This is a genomic window from Sphingomonas changnyeongensis, from assembly GCF_009913435.1.
Classification (GTDB): domain Bacteria; phylum Pseudomonadota; class Alphaproteobacteria; order Sphingomonadales; family Sphingomonadaceae; genus Sphingomonas_B; species Sphingomonas_B changnyeongensis.
In genome coordinates this window covers 837,795-855,302 of sequence record NZ_CP047895.1, presented here as the reverse complement: position 1 = coordinate 855,302, position 17,508 = coordinate 837,795, and the positions used below count along the sequence as shown (strand labels likewise).

The following is a 17,508-nucleotide window of genomic DNA, read 5'->3' as shown; positions in this document are numbered from 1 at the left end:
GCCGGTGCCGTTCTTCCCGATCAACAGAATCCCGGTGCCGTTCTTCCCAAACAAAAACACCCGATCCCGTTCTTGCCGATGAACACCCCCGGCCCGATGGGCCGGGGGTGGGACAGCTCAGAACTTCACGCCGAACGACACGAACGCCTGGCGCGGATTGCCGTAAAAGGCGGTCGCCACGCCCTCGCGGCCAAGGCTCGGCACCACGGCACCCGCCGCGGTGCGGGTCGGCACGCCGGTGACCGGATCGGTCGCGAGGAACTGATAGCCCGCGACGATGTAGCGCTGGTTGGTGATGTTCTTCACATGCGCGCCGATCGTGTAACGCTGGTCCTCGCTGGTCCACACCAGGCTGGCATCCCACAGCGCATAGCCCGGCTGGTCGAGGAACGGGCTGGGCGTTTCGAACTGGAAGGTCTTGCTGCGATAGGACAGGCTGGTCAGCGCGGTGAACAGCCCACCGGCCAGCGGCACATTGTAATCGAGCGTGCCTGACAGCGTCCATTCGGGCGTGTTCTGGATGCGCCGGAAATCGGCGACGTCGACCGGGCCGCGCCCGGGGACGTTGGTGATGAACTCGTCATATTGCGCGTCGATCCAGCCGAGCGTGCCGGAGAAATTGAGCCGGTCGCCACCCACCGCGAAATCGCGGGCCAGCCCGGCCTGCATCTCAAGCTCGACGCCCTTGAAGGTCGCCTTGCCGGCATTGGTGGTCACGCCGACAAAGGTCGGCACCCCGCCGATGACCGCGCCGACCGAGCCGGGCACCTGCACGTCGCTGTAATCGGCATAGAAGCCGGCGAGCGCGAAGCGCAGCCGATCGTCGAGCATCGACGCCTTCCAGCCCAGTTCGTAGCTGTTCACCTTTTCAGGGTCGAACAGGAAATAGTCGAAGATTTCCGACGCCTCGCGGGTGCCGTTGCCATTGAGGTCGGGTGCGGCCGTCGACAGGCCGCGCGGGTCGAAGCCGCCGCCCTTGAAGCCCTTCTGGTAGGAGGCATAGAGCGTGTGATCCTCGCTCGGCTTCCAGCTGATCGAGGCACGCGGCGTGAACTGCTTGAAGGTTTCAGCGCCGGTGAAATCGGACGTCCGCGCGCCGAGCTGCACGCCCTGGCCGCCCAGCTCGGGCGACGGGCCGCCGAGCAGATTGGCGCGGATGACGCGCGCCCGGCGTTCATCGGAGGTGTAGCGGCCGCCGACCGACAGCGAGATCTGCTCGCTCAGTTCATAGGTGAAATCGCTGAAGATCGCCCAGGTCTTGGTGCGCACGTCGCCGGAGGTCGATGCGCTCAGCCCCGGCAGGAACACCGGGTTGGTGGTCGCCAGCACGACGTCGAAAATGTTGCGCGCCCGCGCATTCAGATAATAGGCGCCGACGATCCCCTGCAGCTTCTCGCCTTCATAGAGAACCTGGAATTCGTTCGAGAATTGCCGGTTGCGGTAGATGGCGGGCACATCGACATCGGCGGCGGGCAGGCTGTCGAAATCGATCGGGGTCTGGCTGCGGTCCTGGCGCCAAGCGATGATGTTCTTGAGCGTGACGGTGTCGTTCAGCGTCCATTCGGCGGTGCCCGACAGGCCGTAAGCCTTCACATCCTGGGTCGGGCGGGTCAGCCCGGCGCGGGTGTCGAACACATCGTCAAGCACCGGCGCGCCCGACAGCAGGCCGGGGATCAGCCGGTGGCCGTTGCGCGGGTTCGAGCGGTCGCGCGTGTAATCACCGACGATGCGCAGGAAGAAATCACCGCGCCGGCCGAACTCGGCATTGGCGCGCATCGCCCAGATGTCCTTGTTGTAATTCTCCAGCCCGTTGACGAGATTCTGCCCGAAGCCGCCACGGCTGAAGCGGCCGATCGACCCGCCAAGCCGGAAATCGTCGCTCAGCGGCGTGCTCGCCGTCGCCACCAGATCGAACTGGTCAAAATTGCCGACATTGCCGCGCACCCGCCCTCGGCCTCGTCGGCGTTCAGGTCGCGCGTCACATATTTGATCGCGCCGCCGATGGTGTTGCGGCCGTAAAGCGTGCCCTGCGGCCCGCGCAGCACCTCGATCCGCTCGACATCGTAAATGTCGAGCACCGCCGCCTGCGGGCGGTTCAGATAGACATCGTCGAGATAGAGGCCGACGCCCGCCTCGAAACCCGCCACCGGATCCTGCTGGCCGACGCCGCGGATGAAGGCGGTGAGCGTGGTGTTGGTGCCGCGCGACACTTCGAGCGTGACGTTCGGCGTCACATCCGAAATCTCGGTGATGTCGATCGCGCCCGTCCGCTCCAGCGTCGCGCCGGAGAAGGAGGTGATGGCGATCGGCACGTCGAGCAGGCTCTCCTCGCGCCGCCGGGCGGTGACGGTGATGTCGCCCAGATCGCTGACCCCGGCCGGCGGTTCGACCTGCTGGGCGGCAAGCGGTGCGGAAACGAGCGCCTGCAGCCCGGCCCCAGCAGAAACAGCGCGCGCGACGACATCCGGTTCATTGGCATCCTTCCCCTCCTGCGGGCGGTCATTTCGGCATGACTTGCGCCCGGTCCACCCCGGCCTATACTGAAACCTGAACCGGGTTTCAACTTTAGCGCGGCGGGAGAGGGAAAATGGCCGGCAGGCGTAGCGGCGCGGCAACAGTTGCAGCTTCGGACGCGGCTTCAGGCCCGGCCGCAGATGGCGCAGCGGCCGAGGCGGCAGCCGGCGGCGCGACCGACAAGACGCCGCGCACCGCGCGCGGGCGCAAGACGCTGCGCGCGATCCTCGATGCGGCGGCGGCGGAGTTTGGCGCGCGCGGCTTTCACGACACCGGCATCACCCACATCACCCAGCGCGCGGGCGTCGCGCTCGGCACCTTCTACACCTATTTCAACTCCAAGGAGGAAGTGTTCCGGGCGCTGGTGCGCGACATGTCGGCGCAGGTGCGCGACCATGTCGCCCCGGCGATCGCAGCGGCGCCGGACGGGCTGGCGGCCGAACGCGCCGGCCTGGCGAGCTTTCTCGGCTTCGTGCGCGCGCACAAGGAAATCTACCGCATCATCGACGAGGCCGAGTTCGTCGATCCCGACAGCTACCGCGCCCATTATCAGAACACCGCCGACCGCATCGCGCTCAGGCTCGGCGAGGCCGAACGGCGCGGCGACCTGAGCATCGCCGACACCGAAGTCGTCGCCTGGGCGATCATGGGGATGAACGTGTTTCTGGGCCTGCGCTTCGGCGTGCTGGGCGATGATCGCACGCCCGATGAAGTGGCCGGGATCGCCAATGCGCTGATCGCGCGCGGGCTGGTGCGGGGGTAGGGCTTCCGGCGCAGGGGGGCGTGTTTGTGCTGCGCCTTCCGGCGCAGGGACGGCACCGGCCCGCACCCCCACCCGGCCTCATGGGCGGCAGGTTACGCTATGGGAGGCCGGGTGGGGGTGCGGGCCGGTGCCGTTCTTCCCACACAAACAACCCCCGGTGCCGTTCTTCCCGGCTAAAACCCCCGCGACCGATCCTCAATCCGGCCGGCTGAGCAGGAAAACCGCATGTTCAGCGCGGAAATTCGCTGCCGCCGCGCTGGTCAGGCTGTCGCCCGACAGGAACCAGCTGCCCTCGACCGCCAGCCCGCGCGCGGCGACAAGGGCGCGGAAATCGTCGATCGTGACATGGTGGATGTTGGGCGTTTCATACCATTGCAGCGGCAGCAGCCGCGTGACCGGCATCCGCCCGCCCCACAGCAGCGACAGCCGCACCCGCCAATGGGCGAAGTTCGGGAAGGACACGAACGCCCGCCGCCCGATCCGCACCAGCTGGTCGAGCACAAGGTCGGGGCGGCGCGTCGTCTGCAGTGTCTGGCTGAGGATCGCATAGTCGAACGCCCCGGCGGGGTAATCGACCAGATCGACATCGGCATCGCCCTGCATCACCGACAGGCCGCGCGCCACGGCGGCGGCGACATTGGCGGGATCAAGCTCCAGCCCGCGCGCATCGACGCCGCGCGCGTCGCGCAGCGCCGCCATCAGCGCACCGTCGCCGCAGCCAATGTCCAGAACCCGCGTGCCGCGCGCGACATTGGCAGCGATGATCGCCAGATCGGGGCGCAGCGCGGTCATTCCCCGGCCCTCAGAAAGCCGTCGACGATGCGGTTCATCTCCGGCGCGTCGAGCAGAAAGGCGTCATGGCCGAACGGGCTTGAAAGCTCGACACAGCTGACCGCCGCGCCGGCGGCGTTGAGCGCATGGGCGATCGCCCGGCTTTCGGCGGTCGGATAAAGCCAGTCGGTGTCGAAGCTGATCAGGCAGAAACGCGCCGCGCTGCCCCGGAACGCGTCGGCCAGCCGCCCGCCATGATCCTCGGCCAGATCGAAATAATCGAGCGCGCGGGTGATGTAGAGATAGGAATTGGCATCGAACCGGTCGGTGAAGCTCAACCCCTGATGGCGCAGATAGCTTTCGACCTGGAAATCGGCGTCGAAGCCGAAGCTCTTGGCCCCGCCCGGCTTGTCGGGCCGCCCCTGCAGGCGGCGGCCGAATTTCTCGGTCAGCCCGGCTTCGGACAGATAGGTGATGTGCGCCGCCATGCGCGCGACCGCCAGCCCCGCGGTCGGCGGATCGCCGCTGGCGTAATAATCGCCGCCGCGCCAGCGCGGATCGGCCATGACCGCCTGACGGCCGACCTCGTGAAAGGCGATGTTCTGCGCCGAATGGCGGGCGGCGGAGGCGATCACCACCGCCGCCTCGACCCGTGCCGGATAGGTGGCGGCCCAGCTGAGCGCCTGCATCCCGCCCATCGACCCGCCGACCACGGCGCGCAGCCGCGCGATGCCGAGATGGTCGAGGAGCGCCGCCTGCGCGCGCACCATGTCGCGGATGGTGATCACCGGAAAGCGCATCGCATAGGGCGTGCCCGTCGCCGGATCGAGGCTCGCCGGGCCGGTCGAGCCCATGCACGATCCCAGCACATTGGCGCAGATGATCAGATGCCGCTCGGGATCGACCGGCTTGCCGGGGCCGACCATGCGCGTCCACCAGCCGGGCTTGCCGGTGCGCGGATGCGGCGAGGCGACATGCTGGTCGCCGGTCAGCGCATGGCAGATCAGGACCGCGTTGTTGCCCGCCGCATTCAGCCGGCCATGGGTTTCATAGGCGATCTCGATCTCGCCAAGCGACGTGCCGCCGTCGAGCGGGAACGGGCCGGGCAGGCGCAGCTGGCGGGACAGGCCGAAACGGGCATCGTCGCTCATCCGCGCCGCTTGGGCGGGGCCGGCCCCGCTTGTCAATCCGCGCCCGCCTGGCCGGCCCGGCGGAAACGGGCGATGAAGAAGCCGTCGAGCCTGCCCTGATCGGCCAGAATCGACGGCAGCGTGCGGACATGGCCGCGCGGATCGGGCAGGATGCCGGGCGGCAGCTCGTCCGCCAGCACCGGCACCGGTTCCAGCCCCGCCGCCTCCGCCGCTGCCAGATGCGCCTCGCCCTCCTGCGGCTCGAGCGAGCAGGTGGCGAACACCAGAATGCCGCCGGGCCGCAGCCAGCCCGCCGCCCGCGCCAGCAGTCGCCCCTGCAGCTCGGCCAGCGCCGCAATGTCCTTGGCGCGCACGCGGTGGAGCACATCGGGGTGGCGGCGGAAAATGCCGGTCGCGCTGCACGGCGCATCGAGCAGGATCGCATCGACAGGCGCAGGCGGCGCCCAGTCGAGCACATCGGCCAGCACCAGCTCCGCCGGCAGGCCGGTGCGCGCCAGATTGTCGCGCAGCCGGTCGAGCCGCGCCGGCGCATTGTCGAGCGCCGTCACCCGCCAGCCCGCCGCCGCCAGCTGCAGCGTCTTGCCCCCCGGTGCCGCGCACAGATCGAGCGCCTGCCGCCCGCCGCCTGCGCCCAGCAGCCGCGCCGGGATCGACGCGGCCAGATCCTGCACCCACCAGCCGCCCTCGGCATAGCCGGGCAGTTCGGTGACGCGGGTGCCGGGCGGCAGCCGGCGGTGGCGGGGGGCGAGCGCCACGCCGTCAAACGCCTCGGGCTCGACAGCGAAGCTGAGATCGATCGGGGCCGGGGCGGCGATCGCCTCTGCCGCGGCATCGATCATGTCGCGCCCCCACGCGGCCAGCCAGCGCTGCGCCACTCCACCCGGCAGGGACGGCCGCGCCGGCAGCGCCACCCGCCGCCGCATCAGCGTGCCGAACACGCCGTGCACCAGCTTGCGCGGCCCGCCATCGACCAGCGGCAGCACGGTGGCGATCGCCGCATGGCCCGGCGTGCCCAGCACCAGCGCCTGCGCCAGCGCGATGCGCAGCGCAAACCGCGCCTTGGCATCGGCGGGCAGCGGCCGGGCGGTCGCCGAATCGATGAGCGCATCGAGATCGGGCAGGCGGCGCAGCACGGCGGCAGCCAGCGCATGGGCAAGCGCCCGGTCGTCGCCGCGCGTCAGCTCGCGCGCGGCGGCATCGAGCGCCGCCTCGAGCGGCAGCCCCCGGCGCAGCACCGCATCGAGCAGCCTGAGCGCCGCCCGCCGTGCCGCCAGCCCCGGCCCGTCCGCCATTTTATCGCCGCCCATGGTCTTGCCCGATCCCTCTGTTGCCCCAATGTTAACCCGGCCCCGCTGTCGGGGTATCACAGCCGCCTGATGTCGAAGGGAGACCGCAATGGGCGAACGCCCGGCCCATGTGAAGCCGCCCGAATATCTGTCCCCCAGCCCGCCGGTGCCGCAACCCGCGCCCAAGGCCGCGCCGGAGGCTGCACAAGGCGAGGATGATCCCCTTGGCCTCAACCCCGTCCGCTATGGCGACTGGGAGTTGAAGGGCATCGCCATCGACTTCTGAGGAGGGTGTTCGTTGCGCGCCTCCCGGCGCGGAGGCGGCACCGGCCCGCTCCCCCACCCGGCCACCCAACGGCAGTATCATATGGGTGGCCGGGTGGGGGAGCGGGCCGGTACCGCGACAACTAAAGACTCCCCGTGCCGCGACTTAAGCCCCCTCCGCGCGCAGTGGCCGGGCGAGGAGCGTCGCCGTCACCGCGCCGACATCGGCACCTTCGGCGAGCAGCGCGCACACCGCATCGACGACCGGCATGTCGACGCCGATCGCCCGCGCCGCCTGTTGCAGCACCGGCGCGGTGAACGCGCCCTCGGCAACCGTGCGGCGATCGGCCATCAGCGCGGCCGCCGGCCTGCCCTCGCCAATCGCCTTGCCGAGCGCGAAATTGCGCGAGCTGGTCGACGAACAGGTCAGCACCAGATCGCCCAGCCCCGACAGGCCGGCCAGCGTCTCGCGCTCCGCCCCGCGCGCCAGCCCGAACCGGGTCATTTCCGCAAAGCCCCGGCTGATCAGCGCCGCACGGGCGTTGAGGCCCAGCCCCCGCCCCTCGACCACGCCGCAGGCGATGGCGAGCACATTCTTGACCGCGCCGCCAATCTCCGCGCCGATCACATCGGCGGACAGATAGGGCCGGAAGGCGGGACCGGCGAGCCGCTGCGCCAGCGCCTGACCGAGCGCGGGATCGGCACAGGCAAGCGTCACCGCCGTCGGCAGCCCGGCCGCCACCTCGTGCGCGAATGTCGGCCCCGACAGCACGGCGAGCGGCCGGCCGGGGCAGAGCTGGGCCACGATGTCGGACATCAGCATGCCCGTGCCCGCCTCGATCCCCTTGGCGCACAGGATGAGCGCGGGGCCGGGCGGAACGGCCAACAGCACGCTGCGCAGATGCTGGGCGGGCGTCACCAGCAGCAGCGCATCGCAGCCGCCAAGATCGGCCAGATCGCCGGTCGCGCGCACCATGGGCGACAGCGCGATGCCCGGCAGAAACAGCGGATTGGCGTGGGTGGCGTTGATCGCCGCGACGACTTCGGCCTCGCGCGCCCAGATCGGCACCTCCGCCCCGCCGGCGGCGGCCAGCTGCGCCAGCGCCGTGCCCCATGCGCCCGCCCCGACGACGCCCAGCTTCATCTCGGTGCCCATCCTGCCCCTGTTCCCTGTTGCCCGTGCCGCCTCACGCCTTGACGCCCGCGCCGCGCGCCGGCGCGGCATCCGGATCGAGCGGCCAGCGCGCGCGCGCCGGCGTGTCGAGCGGATCGGCATGGCCGAGCGCAAAGCGTTCCGCCCCGGCCCAGGCGATCATCGCCGCATTGTCCGTGCACAGCCAGAGCGGCGGCGCGACAAAGGGCAGGCCATGCGCCGTCGCCAACGCCTCCAGCGCCGCGCGCACCCCGCCATTGGCGGCAACGCCCCCGGCGACGACCAGAGCGGTCGCCCCCGGGCTGGCGGCGATCGCCCGCGCGGTGCGGTCGACCAGACAGTCGATCACCGCCTGCTGGAAGGATGCGGCAATGTCCTCGGCGCGGTGGGCCCCGGTGCCATGGGCGCGCAGCACCGCGCTTTTCAGCCCGGCGAACGAGAAATGCGGCTCGGCCGTGCCGACCAGCGGCCGGGGCAGCGGCACCGCACGCGGATCGCCGCGCGCGGCCGCCGCCTCGACACGCGGCCCGCCCGGAAAGCCGAGGCCGAGGATCTTGGCGGTCTTGTCGAACGCCTCGCCCGCCGCATCGTCGATGGTCGTCGCCAGCCGCCGGTAACGCCCGACCCCGGCGACGAACAGCAGCTGGCAATGCCCCCCGACACCAGCAGCAGCAGATAGGGAAAGGCCAGCCCAGCATCGGCAAGGCGGGGGCTGAGCGCATGGCCTTCCAGATGATTGACCGCGATCAGCGGCTTGTCCGCCGCCATCGCCAGCGCCTTGGCCGTCACCAGCCCGACCATGACGCCGCCGATCAGCCCCGGCCCGGCGGTCGCCGCCACCGCATCGACATCGGCCAGACGCAGCCCGGCATCGGCAAGCGCGGCTTCAACCAGCGGGCACAGCGCCTCGACATGGGCGCGCGCGGCGATTTCGGGCACCACCCCGCCAAAGGGGCGGTGCGCCGCTTCCTGCCCGGCCAGCCGGTGGGCCAGCACGCGCCGCCCGTCATCGACAAGCGCCGCCGCCGTCTCGTCGCAACTTGATTCAAGGCCGAGGATGATTGCCATGCCTCGCCCCCTACCTTCTTGCGCCGGTCCTGTCTAAGCTGCGGCCATGGAACGCATTCTCCGGCTCGGCACCCGCGGCTCGCCTCTTGCTCTCACCCAGGCCCGCATGGTCCGCGCCGCATTGGCCGCCGCCCATGGCTGGAGCGAAGAAGATATTGAAATCGTGACATTCAAGACCAGCGGCGACCGGTTTCAGGACCGTGCGCTCGCCGATCTGGGCGGCAAGGCGCTGTGGACCAAGGAGCTGGATGTCGCGCTGACCGAAGGCCGAATCGATTTTGCCGTCCATTCGATGAAAGATGTCGAAACGATCCGCCCGGCGACCATCTGCATCGCCGCCATGCTGCCGCGCGCCGATGTCCGCGACCGGCTGATCGGCGCGGCCTCGATCGCCGCGCTGCCGCAGGGCGCGCGCATCGGCACCAGCTCGCCGCGCCGGGCCGCGCAGCTGAAGCGGGCGCGGCCGGACGTCGAAACCCTGCTCTATCGCGGCAATGTCGAGACGCGGCTGGCCAAGCTTGAGGCGGGCGAAGTCGATGCGACCCTGCTCGCCGCCGCGGGGCTCGACCGGCTGGGGCATGGCGATATCGGCGTCGCGATCGCGACCGACGAGATGCTGCCCGCCCCGGCGCAGGGCGCGGTGGGCATCGAGGCGCGCGCGGGCGATGACCGGATGCGCGACCTACTGGCGGCGATCGATCATCCGGCGACCACCGCCTGCGTGTTTGCCGAACGCGCCTTTCTGGCGCGGCTGGGTGCGGGCTGCCGGTCGCCGGTCGCCGCCCTTGCCGAGCCGGATGGCGGGCTGATGCGGATGCGCGCCGAAATCCTGTCGCCCGATGGCAGCCAGCATGTCGGCGACACCGCCGAAATCGCGGTCGAGGGCGATGCCGAAGAGCTGGCCGAAGAGCTGCTGGGCCGCGCGCCTGCCGAACTGAAGGCGCTGTTCGTCGGATGACGCTGCTGGTGCTGCGCCCCCAGCCCGGGGCCGCGGCAACGGCGGCGCGCGCGCGGGCGCTCGGCCTTGATCCGGTGATCGCGCCGCTGTTCCGGATCGTGCCGCGCGCCTGGGCGCTGCCCGATGCGCGGTTCGATGCGCTGCTGATGACCAGCGCCAACGCCGCCCGCGCGATCGGCACCGCGCCCGCCGGATTGGCCGGCCTGCCGCTCTATGCGGTCGGCCACGCGACGGCGGAGGCGGCAGCCGCTGCCGGCTTTGTCGATATCCGCACCGGCCCCGGCGATGTTGCTGGCACTGCGGCGCGCGCCGCAGCAGACGGGGTGCGGGCGCTGCTGCATCTGGCGGGCGCGGACCGGGTGCCGTCCCCCGCCCTGCCTGAGATCCTGCCGGTCACCGTCTATGCGTCGGAGGCTGTCGATCCGCCGCCTGCTTTGCCGCCGGGGCCGCATCTGGCGCTGCTGCATTCGCCGCGCGCCGCCCGCCACTACCGGGCGCTGGTCGCACCCGATGGGGCGGTGCCCGCGCGTCACCGCATCGCCGCGATCAGCCCCGCCGTCGCCGCGGCGGCGGGCACCGGCTGGGACGCGGTCGGCATTGCGCCCCGAAGCGACGATGACGCGCTGCTGGCGGTCGCCGCGCGTCTGTGTCAGGGATGACGGCATGACCAACGGGTTCGATTCACTCGATGGCGGGCCGCGCCCGGTGCCGCGCCGGTCCGGCGCGTTTCTGATCGGCATGGTCGCCTTTCTGGGCGGGCTGGCGCTGGCCGTCTGGGCGCTGAGCAGCTGGCCGGCGCTGCGCGACATGCTGGCGATCGAAACCGGGCCGCCGCCAGGCGCCACGGCGCCAGTCCAGGTCCAGCCTGTTGCCGCGCCCCCCGCCTCAGCCGCTCCGGCGCTCGCCCCCGCGCTTGCCGCCTCGCTGGACGGGCGGGTGAGCGAGATCGAACTGCGCATCGACCGGGTCGCCGAACGCGCCAATGCCGCCGGGGCCAATGCCGCCCGTGCCGAAGGGCTGCTGATCGCCTTTGCCGCCCGCCGCGCGATCGACCGGGGGCTGGGGCTTGGCTATATCGAGGCCGAGCTGCGCACACGCTTTGGCGCGGCCCAGCCCCAGGCGGTGGCGCTGGTGATCGACGCCGCGCGCCAGCCGGTCACGCTTGAAGACCTGCAGCTGGGGCTGGACGATCTTGCGCCAGCGCTGACCAGCGGCGTTGACAGCGAGGGCTGGTGGACGGCGCTGCGCCGCGAGCTGGGCGGGCTGATCGTCATCCGCAAGGCCGGCACGCCCTCGACAGGCCCGGCCGAACGGCTGCGCCATGCCCGCCGCCTGCTTGCCGGTGGCCAGGTGGACAAGGCGATGGTCGAAATCATCCGCCTGCCCGGCCACAACGAGGCCGGGAACTGGCTCGCCGCCGCGCGGCGCTATGTCCGCACGCGCCAGGCGCTCGACATTCTGGAAACGAGTGCGATCCTGCAGCCGCGCGGCCCGGCGACGCCGCCGCCGCTGCTGCCCGAACCGACCCCCGCCCGCTAAGGCCGCGCACATGGCCTATGCGGTCAAGGAACTGTTCTACACGTTGCAGGGCGAGGGCCGGAATGCCGGGCGCGCGGCCGTGTTCTGCCGCTTTGCCGGCTGCAACCTGTGGAGCGGGCGGGAGGCCGACCGGGCCAGCGCCATCTGCCGCTTCTGCGACACCGATTTTGTCGGCACCGATGGCGATGGCGGCGGGCGCTTTGCCGATGCGGCGGCGCTTGCCGATGCCGTTGCCGCCGCATGGGGCGGCGATGGCGGCCAGCGGCTGGTGGTGATGACCGGCGGCGAGCCGTTGCTTCAGCTCGATCCGCCGCTGATCGACGCGCTGCACGCGCATGGTTTCGAGATCGCGGTCGAAACCAACGGCACCATCGCGCCCCCGCCGGGCATCGACTGGCTGTGCGTCAGCCCCAAATCCACAGCCACGCTGGCGGTCACGTCGGGCGACGAGCTGAAGCTGGTCTATCCCCAGGCCGATGCCCTGCCCGACCGGTTCGCGGGCCTCGATTTCCGGCATTTCCTACTCCAGCCGATGGACGGGCCGGACGTCGCCGCCAACACCCGCGCGGCGATCGCCTATTGCCTCGATCATCCGCGCTGGCGGCTGTCGGTCCAGACCCACAAGCAGCTGGGCATCCGCTAGACCGGTTTGCGATCCGTGTGCATCGGATCGGCGGGACGGCCGGTGCGCGCACCGGCCGTCCCCCAGCGCGTCAGTCGGCGAACACCGGCGCGCGCTTCTGCATATTGGCCATCACCGCCTCGACCTGGTTGGGGCGGCGGATGACCCCCGCCTGCTCGACGCTTTCGGCGACCAGCAGCGGTTCAGGATCGCCGGCGGCGGCGTTATAGAGCCGCTTGGCGGCGCGCATCGCTTCGGGGTTGCGCGCCGCGATCGCCCGCGCCAGCGCCATCGCCTCGGCATGGGGATCATCGGCAAGCCGGGTGACGAAGCCGAGCGTCTGGCCCTCGGCGCCTGAAAACTCGCGCGCCGTATAGGTCAGTTCGCGCAGCACATCGTCGCGCACCAGCGTGCGCCACAGCGCGATGCCCGCCATGTCGGGCACCAGCCCCCATTTCATTTCCATGATCGACAGCCGCGCATCGGGGCGGGCGATGCGGATATCGGCCCCCGACATGATCTGGCAGCCGCCGCCAAAGGCGATGCCCGACACCGCCGCGATCACCGGCACCGGCAGCGCGCGCCAGCCCCAGGCGACATGCTGGAAGATGTTCGCGGGGCCGTGCGTGCGCTGGGTGAGGTCGGCCCCGCCGCCCAGCGCCGCGCTCGCCCCGCCCGAGGCCATGCTCGCCATGTCGAGGCCCGCGCAGAACGCCCGCCCCTCGCCCGACAGCACGACCGCGCGCAGGCCGGGCATCGCCGCCAGCCGGGCAAGTGCGGCCTCGATCCCGGCGAACATCGCCGGATCGAGCGCGTTGAGCTTGTCGGGCCGGTTGAGCCGGACATCGGCGACGCCGCCGTCAAAGGCGATCGTCACCCGGTCTTCATCGGTCGGTGCTGCGGTCATACGATCCTCGTTTCGGTCTTGCCCCAATAGCGGTCGCGCAACAGGCGCTTGTAGAGCTTGCCGGTCGGGTGGCGCGGCAGTTCGTCGACAAAGTCGAACCGGCGCGGCGTCTTCACCCCCGACAGGGCGGCCCGGCAGAAGCGGGTCAGCTCCTCGGCCAGCTCCAGTCCGGGCGCAACCCCCGGCGCGGGTTCGATGACCGCGATCACCTCTTCGCCCATTTCGTCATGCGGCCCGCCGATCACCGCCACATCGCCGACCGACGGGTGGGTGACGAGATGGTTCTCGATCTCCTGCGGATAGATGTTCACCCCGCCCGAAATGATCATGAAGCTCGCCCGGTCGGTCAGATAGAGGAACCCGTCCTCGTCCATCCAGCCGACATCGCCCAGCGTCGACCAGCCATGGCGGTTGCGCGTCTGCGCGGTCTTTTCGGGATCGTTGTGATATTCAAAGCTGGTCGGGCTTTCGAAATAGACCATCCCGGTCTCGCGCGGCGGCAGCACATTGCCGTCCTCGTCGCAGATATGCGCGATGCCGTGGACGGCGCGGCCGACCGAACCGGGATGCGCCAGCCAGTCGACCGGGCCGATCGCGGTCATGCCATTGCCTTCGGAGCCGGCATAATATTCGTGGATCACCGGCCCCCACCAGTCGAGCATCGCCTGCTTGACCGGCACCGGGCAGGGCGCGGCGGCGTGGAAGGCGACCTTGAGCGACGAGGTGTCATAGCCGCGCCGCACCGCCTCGGGCAGTTTCAGCATGCGCACGAAATGGGTCGGCACGAACTGGCCGTGGGTGACCTTGTAGCGCTGGATCGCGGCGAGCGCCGCCTCGGGATCGAAATGGGCCATGACGACCGCGGTGCCGCCCAGCCGCTGGGCGGTCATCGTCCAGCGCAGGGGGGCGGCGTGATAGAGCGGCGCCGGGCACAGATAGATGCTGTCGGCATTCATCCCGTACAGCCCCTGGGCGAGCAGCATCAGCGTGTTGGGCGCGTCGATTTCCGGCGGATCGGGCAGCGCGACCTTGATTCCCTTGGGCCGGCCGGTGGTGCCGGACGAATAGAGCATGTCGACGCCGGCGCTTTCGTCCTCGATCGGCTCGGGCGGCATCAGCGCCAGCGCGGCCTCGGCATCCTCAAAGCCCGGCACATCGCCGTCGAGCACCAGCCGGTCGATCCCGGCGACCGTCAGCGCGGCCGCCGTGCGCGCGAGGCTGGCCTGGGTGATCAGCAGCCGCGCGCCGCTGTCGGTCAGGATGTAATCGACCTCGGCCGGGGTCAGCTTGCTCGACACGCAGACGAAGAACAGGCCGGCACGCTGCGCGCCCCAGGCCAGTTCGAGGTAGCGGAGATGATTTTCAAGGAACAGGGCGACCACGTCGCCGCGGCGGCAGCCGCGCGCCCGGTAGAGCTGGGCGGCGCGGTTCGAACGGGCGTCAAGCTCGGCAAAGCTCAGCGTCTCGCCGGTCTCGGCCATGATCAGCGCCGGTTTGTCGGGTTGGGTCAGGGCATGGCGGGCGGGGTGCATGGGGCGTCTCTCTCCATTGTCGTTATGATGTCGTTATGCCGTTTGTTCTGATGCGGTTGCGGCGGCGTGCGGCATTGCCGTCCGCGTCAAGCCAGCTTAAGCGGGGTCCATGCCGTTCGACACGCGCTTCGACCCCGAACGTTTCGTGCGCACCCTGGCCAGCCGCGCGCATGGCGGGCTGATCGGGCTGCGCTATGTCGGCCATGGCCCGGACTGGGCGGAACTGGCCATCGACTATCGCGACGCGCTGGTCGGCGATCCGGACAGCGGCGTGCTCGCCTCCGGCCCGATCCTGGCGCTGATGGACATGGCGACCAGCATGGCGATCTGGATCCGCCAGGACCAGTTCCGCGCCCAGGCGACACTTGACCTCCGGATCGATTATCTGCGCCCGGCAACGCCCGGCCGCGCGGTGATCGGCCGCGGCGAATGCTATCGGCTGACGCGCAGCATCGCCTTTGTGCGCGGCCAGGCGCATGACGGCGACCCGGACGATCCCATCGCCCATGTCGCGGGCACCTATATGTTCACGGACCTGCCATGAAGCTGCCGCCTTATGCCGAGCTGCTGGAGCTGCGGATCGCGGGCCTGGAAGGGGGCGCGCCCGTCCTTGCCATGCCCTATCATCACGGCGTTGCCGGGCGGCCGGGATTCCTGCACGGCGGCGCCATTGGCGGGCTGCTGGAAATGGCCGCCTTTGCCGCACTTCACGCCGCCTTTGCCGATGCCGACCGCCCGCGCATCAAGCCGGTGACGGTGACGGTCGATTTCATGCGCGGCGGGCGCGAGGTCGAAACCTTCGCGCTCGGCACGGTTGAACGGCTGGGAACGCGCATCGCCAATGTCGTCGCCCATGCCTGGCAGGATGATCGCACGCGGCCGATCGCGGCCGCGCGGATGAACATGCTGCTGCGGCGCGACTGATCGCCGCGCCGCAGCCCCGCCGGCCGGGGGCCATGGCTGTGCGCAAGGCGGCGCAGGGCATTTTCCCGGCCATGGCGCGGATCAGTCGGCGTCGATGCTGACGCCGCACGACGCGCTCACCAGCCCGCCGTCGACGGTCAGCGTCTCGCCGATCACATAGTCGCCCGAGCGCGCGGCCAGATAGAGCGCGGCGGCCGCCATGTCCTCGGGAATGCCGATCCGGCGCGCGGGGATGGCGCGGGCAACTTCGTCGCCATGGTCGCGCGCGGCGCGGTTCATCTGCGACGGGAACGCGCCCGGCGCCAGCGAGGTGACGTTGATGTTGTCGGCAACCAGCCGCGCCGCCATCCGCTTGGTCAGATAGATGAGCGCCGCCTTCGACGTCTGGTAGCTGTAGGTTTCCCAGGGGTTGAGGCGCTGGCCGTCGATCGAGGTGATGTTGATGACCTTGGCCGGCTGCCCGGCCGCGCCCGCCGCCTTGAGCATCGGATAGAGCGCCTGGGTGAGGAAGAAGGGCGATTTGACGTTCAGATCCATCACCTTGTCCCAGCCCTTTTCGGGGAAGGTCTCGAACGCCTCGCCCCAGGCGGTGCCGGCATTGTTGACCAGAATGTCGAGCCGGCTTTCATGCTCGGCAAGCTGCGCGGCGAGCGCCTGGCAGCCGGCGACGGTCGACACGTCCTGCGGCAGCGCGATGCAGTTCGGCCCCAGTTCCTCTGCGGTGGCAAAGCAGTCCTCGGCCCGGCGCGCCGAGATATAGACCTTGGCCCCCTGCGCGATAAAGCCTTGGGCGATCCAGCGGCCGATGTTGCGCGACCCGCCGGTGACCAGCGCGACGCGCCCGTCGAGGCGGAAGAAAGATGCGATGTCCATGATGATCCTCTCCTGAAATATTGGCGGCGACGGTCAGCCGCCGCGCCGGATCGTCTCGCGCGCGATGACGATCTGCTGGATCTGGCTGGTGCCCTCGTAGATGCGGAACAGCCGCACGTCGCGGTAGAGCCGCTCGATCCCGTAATCGGCGAGATAGCCGGCACCGCCATAGATCTGCACCGCCCGGTCGGCGACGCGGCCGACCATCTCGCTGGCGAAATATTTGGCGGCGGCGGCCTCCATCGTCACCGCCTCGCCCCGGTCCTTGGCGGCGGCGGCATCGAGAACGAGCGCGCGGGCGGCAAGCGCCTCGGTCTTGGAATCGGCGATCATCGCCTGGACGAGCTGGAAGTTCGAGATCGGCTGGCCGAACTGCCGCCGCGTGGTGGCATAGCCGACACAGTCGGCGATCAGCCGCTCGGCAACGCCGACACAGACGCCGGCGATGTGCAGCCGCCCGCGATCGAGCACGCGCATCGCGATCTTGAAGCCTTCGCCCTCGGCGCCCAGCAAGTTTTCCGCCGGCACCGGCACATCGTCGAAATGCACGTCGCAGATATGCGCGCCCTTCTGGCCCATCTTGCGTTCGGGCGTGCCGACCGACAGGCCGGGCAGGTCGCGCGGCACCAGAAAGGCCGACACGCCGCCCGCCCCCTCGCCGCCGGTGCGGGCCATGACGGTGAACAGCCCGGCCTTGTTGGCGTTGGTGATGTAGCGCTTGGACCCGGTCAGCCGGTAGACATCGCCGTCGCGCACCGCGCGGGTGCGCACCGATGCGCCGTCGGATCCCGCCTCGGGCTCGGTCAGCGCAAAGCTGGTAATCAGCTCGCCGCTCGCGATCAGCGGCAGATAGCGCGCCTTTTGCGCTTCGGTGCCGGCCATCACCAGCCCCTGGCTGCCGATGCCGACATTGGTGCCGAACGCCGAGCGGAAGGCCGGGGTGGTGCGCCCCAGCTCGAACGCGATGCGCACTTCCTCGGCCATGGACAGGCCAAGGCCGCCATATTCGGGGGCGATCGACAGGCCGTAAAGGCCCATCGCCTTCATCTCGTCGAGCACCGCATCGGGGATCGAATCATCCTCTTCGACCTGCGCTTCGATCGGCCGCAGCCTTTCCGCTACGTAACGACGGACATTCTCCACAAGCGCTTCGAAAGTCTCCGCGTCCAGGGCCATTTTCCTC

Annotated in this window: 16 protein-coding genes and 2 pseudogenes; 8 read left to right on the top strand and 10 right to left on the bottom strand. The window is 70.3% G+C overall.

All coding sequences use genetic code 11. The annotated features are described in order from the left end of the window. Window positions 1–117: 117 nt before the first annotated feature. Window positions 118–2,429 (bottom strand): annotated as a pseudogene (locus tag GVO57_RS04385) (TonB-dependent receptor). Between the two features lie 158 nt (window positions 2,430–2,587). Here GVO57_RS04385 and GVO57_RS04380 point away from each other — a divergent pair. After that, window positions 2,588–3,277, top strand: a complete 690-nt coding sequence (locus GVO57_RS04380) for a TetR/AcrR family transcriptional regulator (RefSeq protein ID WP_160592141.1) — start codon at window positions 2,588–2,590, stop codon at window positions 3,275–3,277. Between the two features lie 195 nt (window positions 3,278–3,472). Here the strand turns inward: GVO57_RS04380 and metW are convergent, their stop codons facing one another. Genes metW through GVO57_RS04365 form a run of 3 tightly spaced genes read right to left on the bottom strand, consistent with a single transcriptional unit; the run spans window position 3,473 to window position 6,506 of the window. Further along, window positions 3,473–4,069, bottom strand: a complete 597-nt coding sequence (gene metW / locus GVO57_RS04375; protein ID WP_160592140.1) for a methionine biosynthesis protein MetW — start codon at window positions 4,067–4,069, stop codon at window positions 3,473–3,475. After that, on the bottom strand, window positions 4,066–5,199 hold the full coding sequence (gene metX, locus GVO57_RS04370) for a homoserine O-acetyltransferase MetX (protein ID WP_160592139.1): 1,134 nt from the start codon (window positions 5,197–5,199) through the stop codon (window positions 4,066–4,068). The genes metW and metX overlap by 4 nt, the downstream gene beginning before the upstream one ends. A gap of 32 nt (window positions 5,200–5,231) precedes the next feature. Beyond that, the gene (locus tag GVO57_RS04365; RefSeq protein ID WP_233281469.1) at window positions 5,232–6,506 is read right to left on the bottom strand and encodes an RsmB/NOP family class I SAM-dependent RNA methyltransferase; all 1,275 of its coding nucleotides are present in this window, start codon (window positions 6,504–6,506) and stop codon (window positions 5,232–5,234) included. Window positions 6,507–6,594: 88 nt separating this feature from the next. On the opposite strand from GVO57_RS04365, the gene GVO57_RS04360 reads away from it, so the two are divergent. Then, window positions 6,595–6,771 (top strand): DUF1674 domain-containing protein, encoded by a 177-nt coding sequence (locus GVO57_RS04360; RefSeq protein WP_160592138.1) that lies wholly within the window; start codon window positions 6,595–6,597, stop codon window positions 6,769–6,771. A 144-nt stretch (window positions 6,772–6,915) separates the two neighbouring features. Here the strand turns inward: GVO57_RS04360 and GVO57_RS04355 are convergent, their stop codons facing one another. Beyond that, window positions 6,916–7,893 (bottom strand): NAD(P)H-dependent glycerol-3-phosphate dehydrogenase, encoded by a 978-nt coding sequence (locus tag GVO57_RS04355; protein WP_160593817.1) that lies wholly within the window; start codon window positions 7,891–7,893, stop codon window positions 6,916–6,918. A gap of 43 nt (window positions 7,894–7,936) precedes the next feature. Further along, a pseudogene (gene tsaD, locus GVO57_RS04350) lies at window positions 7,937–8,970 on the bottom strand (tRNA (adenosine(37)-N6)-threonylcarbamoyltransferase complex transferase subunit TsaD). 46 nt (window positions 8,971–9,016) lie between these two features. Here tsaD and hemC point away from each other — a divergent pair. Genes hemC through queE form a run of 4 tightly spaced genes read left to right on the top strand, consistent with a single transcriptional unit; the run spans window position 9,017 to window position 12,110 of the window. Next, complete coding sequence (hemC, locus tag GVO57_RS04345) at window positions 9,017–9,928, top strand: hydroxymethylbilane synthase (protein ID WP_160592137.1); 912 nt, start codon at window positions 9,017–9,019, stop codon at window positions 9,926–9,928. After that, window positions 9,925–10,587: a uroporphyrinogen-III synthase gene (locus GVO57_RS04340; RefSeq protein WP_160592136.1), complete on the top strand. Its 663-nt coding sequence runs from the start codon at window positions 9,925–9,927 to the stop codon at window positions 10,585–10,587. Before hemC ends, GVO57_RS04340 begins: the two co-directional genes overlap by 4 nt. Window positions 10,588–10,591: 4 nt before the next feature. Further along, window positions 10,592–11,467 carry an MICOS complex subunit MIC60 gene (locus GVO57_RS04335; protein WP_160592135.1) on the top strand — a complete coding sequence of 292 codons (876 nt, stop codon included), beginning with the start codon at window positions 10,592–10,594 and terminating at the stop codon, window positions 11,465–11,467. Between the two features lie 10 nt (window positions 11,468–11,477). After that, window positions 11,478–12,110, top strand: a complete 633-nt coding sequence (gene queE, locus GVO57_RS04330; RefSeq protein ID WP_160592134.1) for a 7-carboxy-7-deazaguanine synthase — start codon at window positions 11,478–11,480, stop codon at window positions 12,108–12,110. Between the two features lie 70 nt (window positions 12,111–12,180). Here the strand turns inward: queE and GVO57_RS04325 are convergent, their stop codons facing one another. Together GVO57_RS04325 and GVO57_RS04320 are read right to left on the bottom strand one after the other, a co-directional pair. Then, window positions 12,181–12,996, bottom strand: a complete 816-nt coding sequence (locus GVO57_RS04325) for a crotonase/enoyl-CoA hydratase family protein (RefSeq protein WP_160592133.1) — start codon at window positions 12,994–12,996, stop codon at window positions 12,181–12,183. Beyond that, on the bottom strand, window positions 12,993–14,528 hold the full coding sequence (locus tag GVO57_RS04320) for an acyl-CoA synthetase (protein WP_160592132.1): 1,536 nt from the start codon (window positions 14,526–14,528) through the stop codon (window positions 12,993–12,995). The genes GVO57_RS04325 and GVO57_RS04320 overlap by 4 nt, the downstream gene beginning before the upstream one ends. Before the next feature lie 109 nt (window positions 14,529–14,637). On the opposite strand from GVO57_RS04320, the gene GVO57_RS04315 reads away from it, so the two are divergent. Together GVO57_RS04315 and GVO57_RS04310 are read left to right on the top strand one after the other, a co-directional pair. Then, window positions 14,638–15,072 (top strand): PaaI family thioesterase, encoded by a 435-nt coding sequence (locus GVO57_RS04315; protein WP_160592131.1) that lies wholly within the window; start codon window positions 14,638–14,640, stop codon window positions 15,070–15,072. Next, window positions 15,069–15,452 carry a PaaI family thioesterase gene (locus GVO57_RS04310; RefSeq protein WP_160592130.1) on the top strand — a complete coding sequence of 128 codons (384 nt, stop codon included), beginning with the start codon at window positions 15,069–15,071 and terminating at the stop codon, window positions 15,450–15,452. Before GVO57_RS04315 ends, GVO57_RS04310 begins: the two co-directional genes overlap by 4 nt. 81 nt (window positions 15,453–15,533) lie before the next feature. Here GVO57_RS04310 and GVO57_RS04305 read toward each other — a convergent pair whose 3' ends face one another. Then, complete coding sequence (locus tag GVO57_RS04305; protein ID WP_160592129.1) at window positions 15,534–16,325, bottom strand: SDR family oxidoreductase; 792 nt, start codon at window positions 16,323–16,325, stop codon at window positions 15,534–15,536. A gap of 33 nt (window positions 16,326–16,358) precedes the next feature. Next, a complete protein-coding gene (locus GVO57_RS04300) occupies window positions 16,359–17,501 on the bottom strand; it encodes an acyl-CoA dehydrogenase family protein (protein WP_160592128.1) in 1,143 nt (380 codons plus the stop codon). Window positions 17,502–17,508 lie beyond the last annotated feature (7 nt).

Bases quoted from the DNA above. Each gene is read 5' to 3' on its own strand.
- GVO57_RS04340 (WP_160592136.1), top strand. From the start codon at position 9,925: ATGACGCTGCTGGTGCTGCGCCCCCAGCCCGGGGCCGCGGCAACGGCG.
- queE (WP_160592134.1), top strand. From the start codon at position 11,478: ATGGCCTATGCGGTCAAGGAACTGTTCTACACGTTGCAGGGCGAGGGC.
- GVO57_RS04365 (WP_233281469.1), bottom strand. From the start codon at position 6,506: ATGGGCGGCGATAAAATGGCGGACGGGCCGGGGCTGGCGGCACGGCGG.
- GVO57_RS04300 (WP_160592128.1), bottom strand. From the start codon at position 17,501: ATGGCCCTGGACGCGGAGACTTTCGAAGCGCTTGTGGAGAATGTCCGT.
- GVO57_RS04305 (WP_160592129.1), bottom strand. From the start codon at position 16,325: ATGGACATCGCATCTTTCTTCCGCCTCGACGGGCGCGTCGCGCTGGTC.
- GVO57_RS04325 (WP_160592133.1), bottom strand. From the start codon at position 12,996: ATGACCGCAGCACCGACCGATGAAGACCGGGTGACGATCGCCTTTGAC.
- hemC (WP_160592137.1), top strand. From the start codon at position 9,017: ATGGAACGCATTCTCCGGCTCGGCACCCGCGGCTCGCCTCTTGCTCTC.
- GVO57_RS04335 (WP_160592135.1), top strand. From the start codon at position 10,592: ATGACCAACGGGTTCGATTCACTCGATGGCGGGCCGCGCCCGGTGCCG.
- GVO57_RS04355 (WP_160593817.1), bottom strand. From the start codon at position 7,893: ATGAAGCTGGGCGTCGTCGGGGCGGGCGCATGGGGCACGGCGCTGGCG.
- GVO57_RS04320 (WP_160592132.1), bottom strand. From the start codon at position 14,528: ATGCACCCCGCCCGCCATGCCCTGACCCAACCCGACAAACCGGCGCTG.
- GVO57_RS04360 (WP_160592138.1), top strand. From the start codon at position 6,595: ATGGGCGAACGCCCGGCCCATGTGAAGCCGCCCGAATATCTGTCCCCC.
- GVO57_RS04380 (WP_160592141.1), top strand. From the start codon at position 2,588: ATGGCCGGCAGGCGTAGCGGCGCGGCAACAGTTGCAGCTTCGGACGCG.
- metX (WP_160592139.1), bottom strand. From the start codon at position 5,199: ATGAGCGACGATGCCCGTTTCGGCCTGTCCCGCCAGCTGCGCCTGCCC.
- metW (WP_160592140.1), bottom strand. From the start codon at position 4,069: ATGACCGCGCTGCGCCCCGATCTGGCGATCATCGCTGCCAATGTCGCG.
- GVO57_RS04310 (WP_160592130.1), top strand. From the start codon at position 15,069: ATGAAGCTGCCGCCTTATGCCGAGCTGCTGGAGCTGCGGATCGCGGGC.
- GVO57_RS04315 (WP_160592131.1), top strand. From the start codon at position 14,638: ATGCCGTTCGACACGCGCTTCGACCCCGAACGTTTCGTGCGCACCCTG.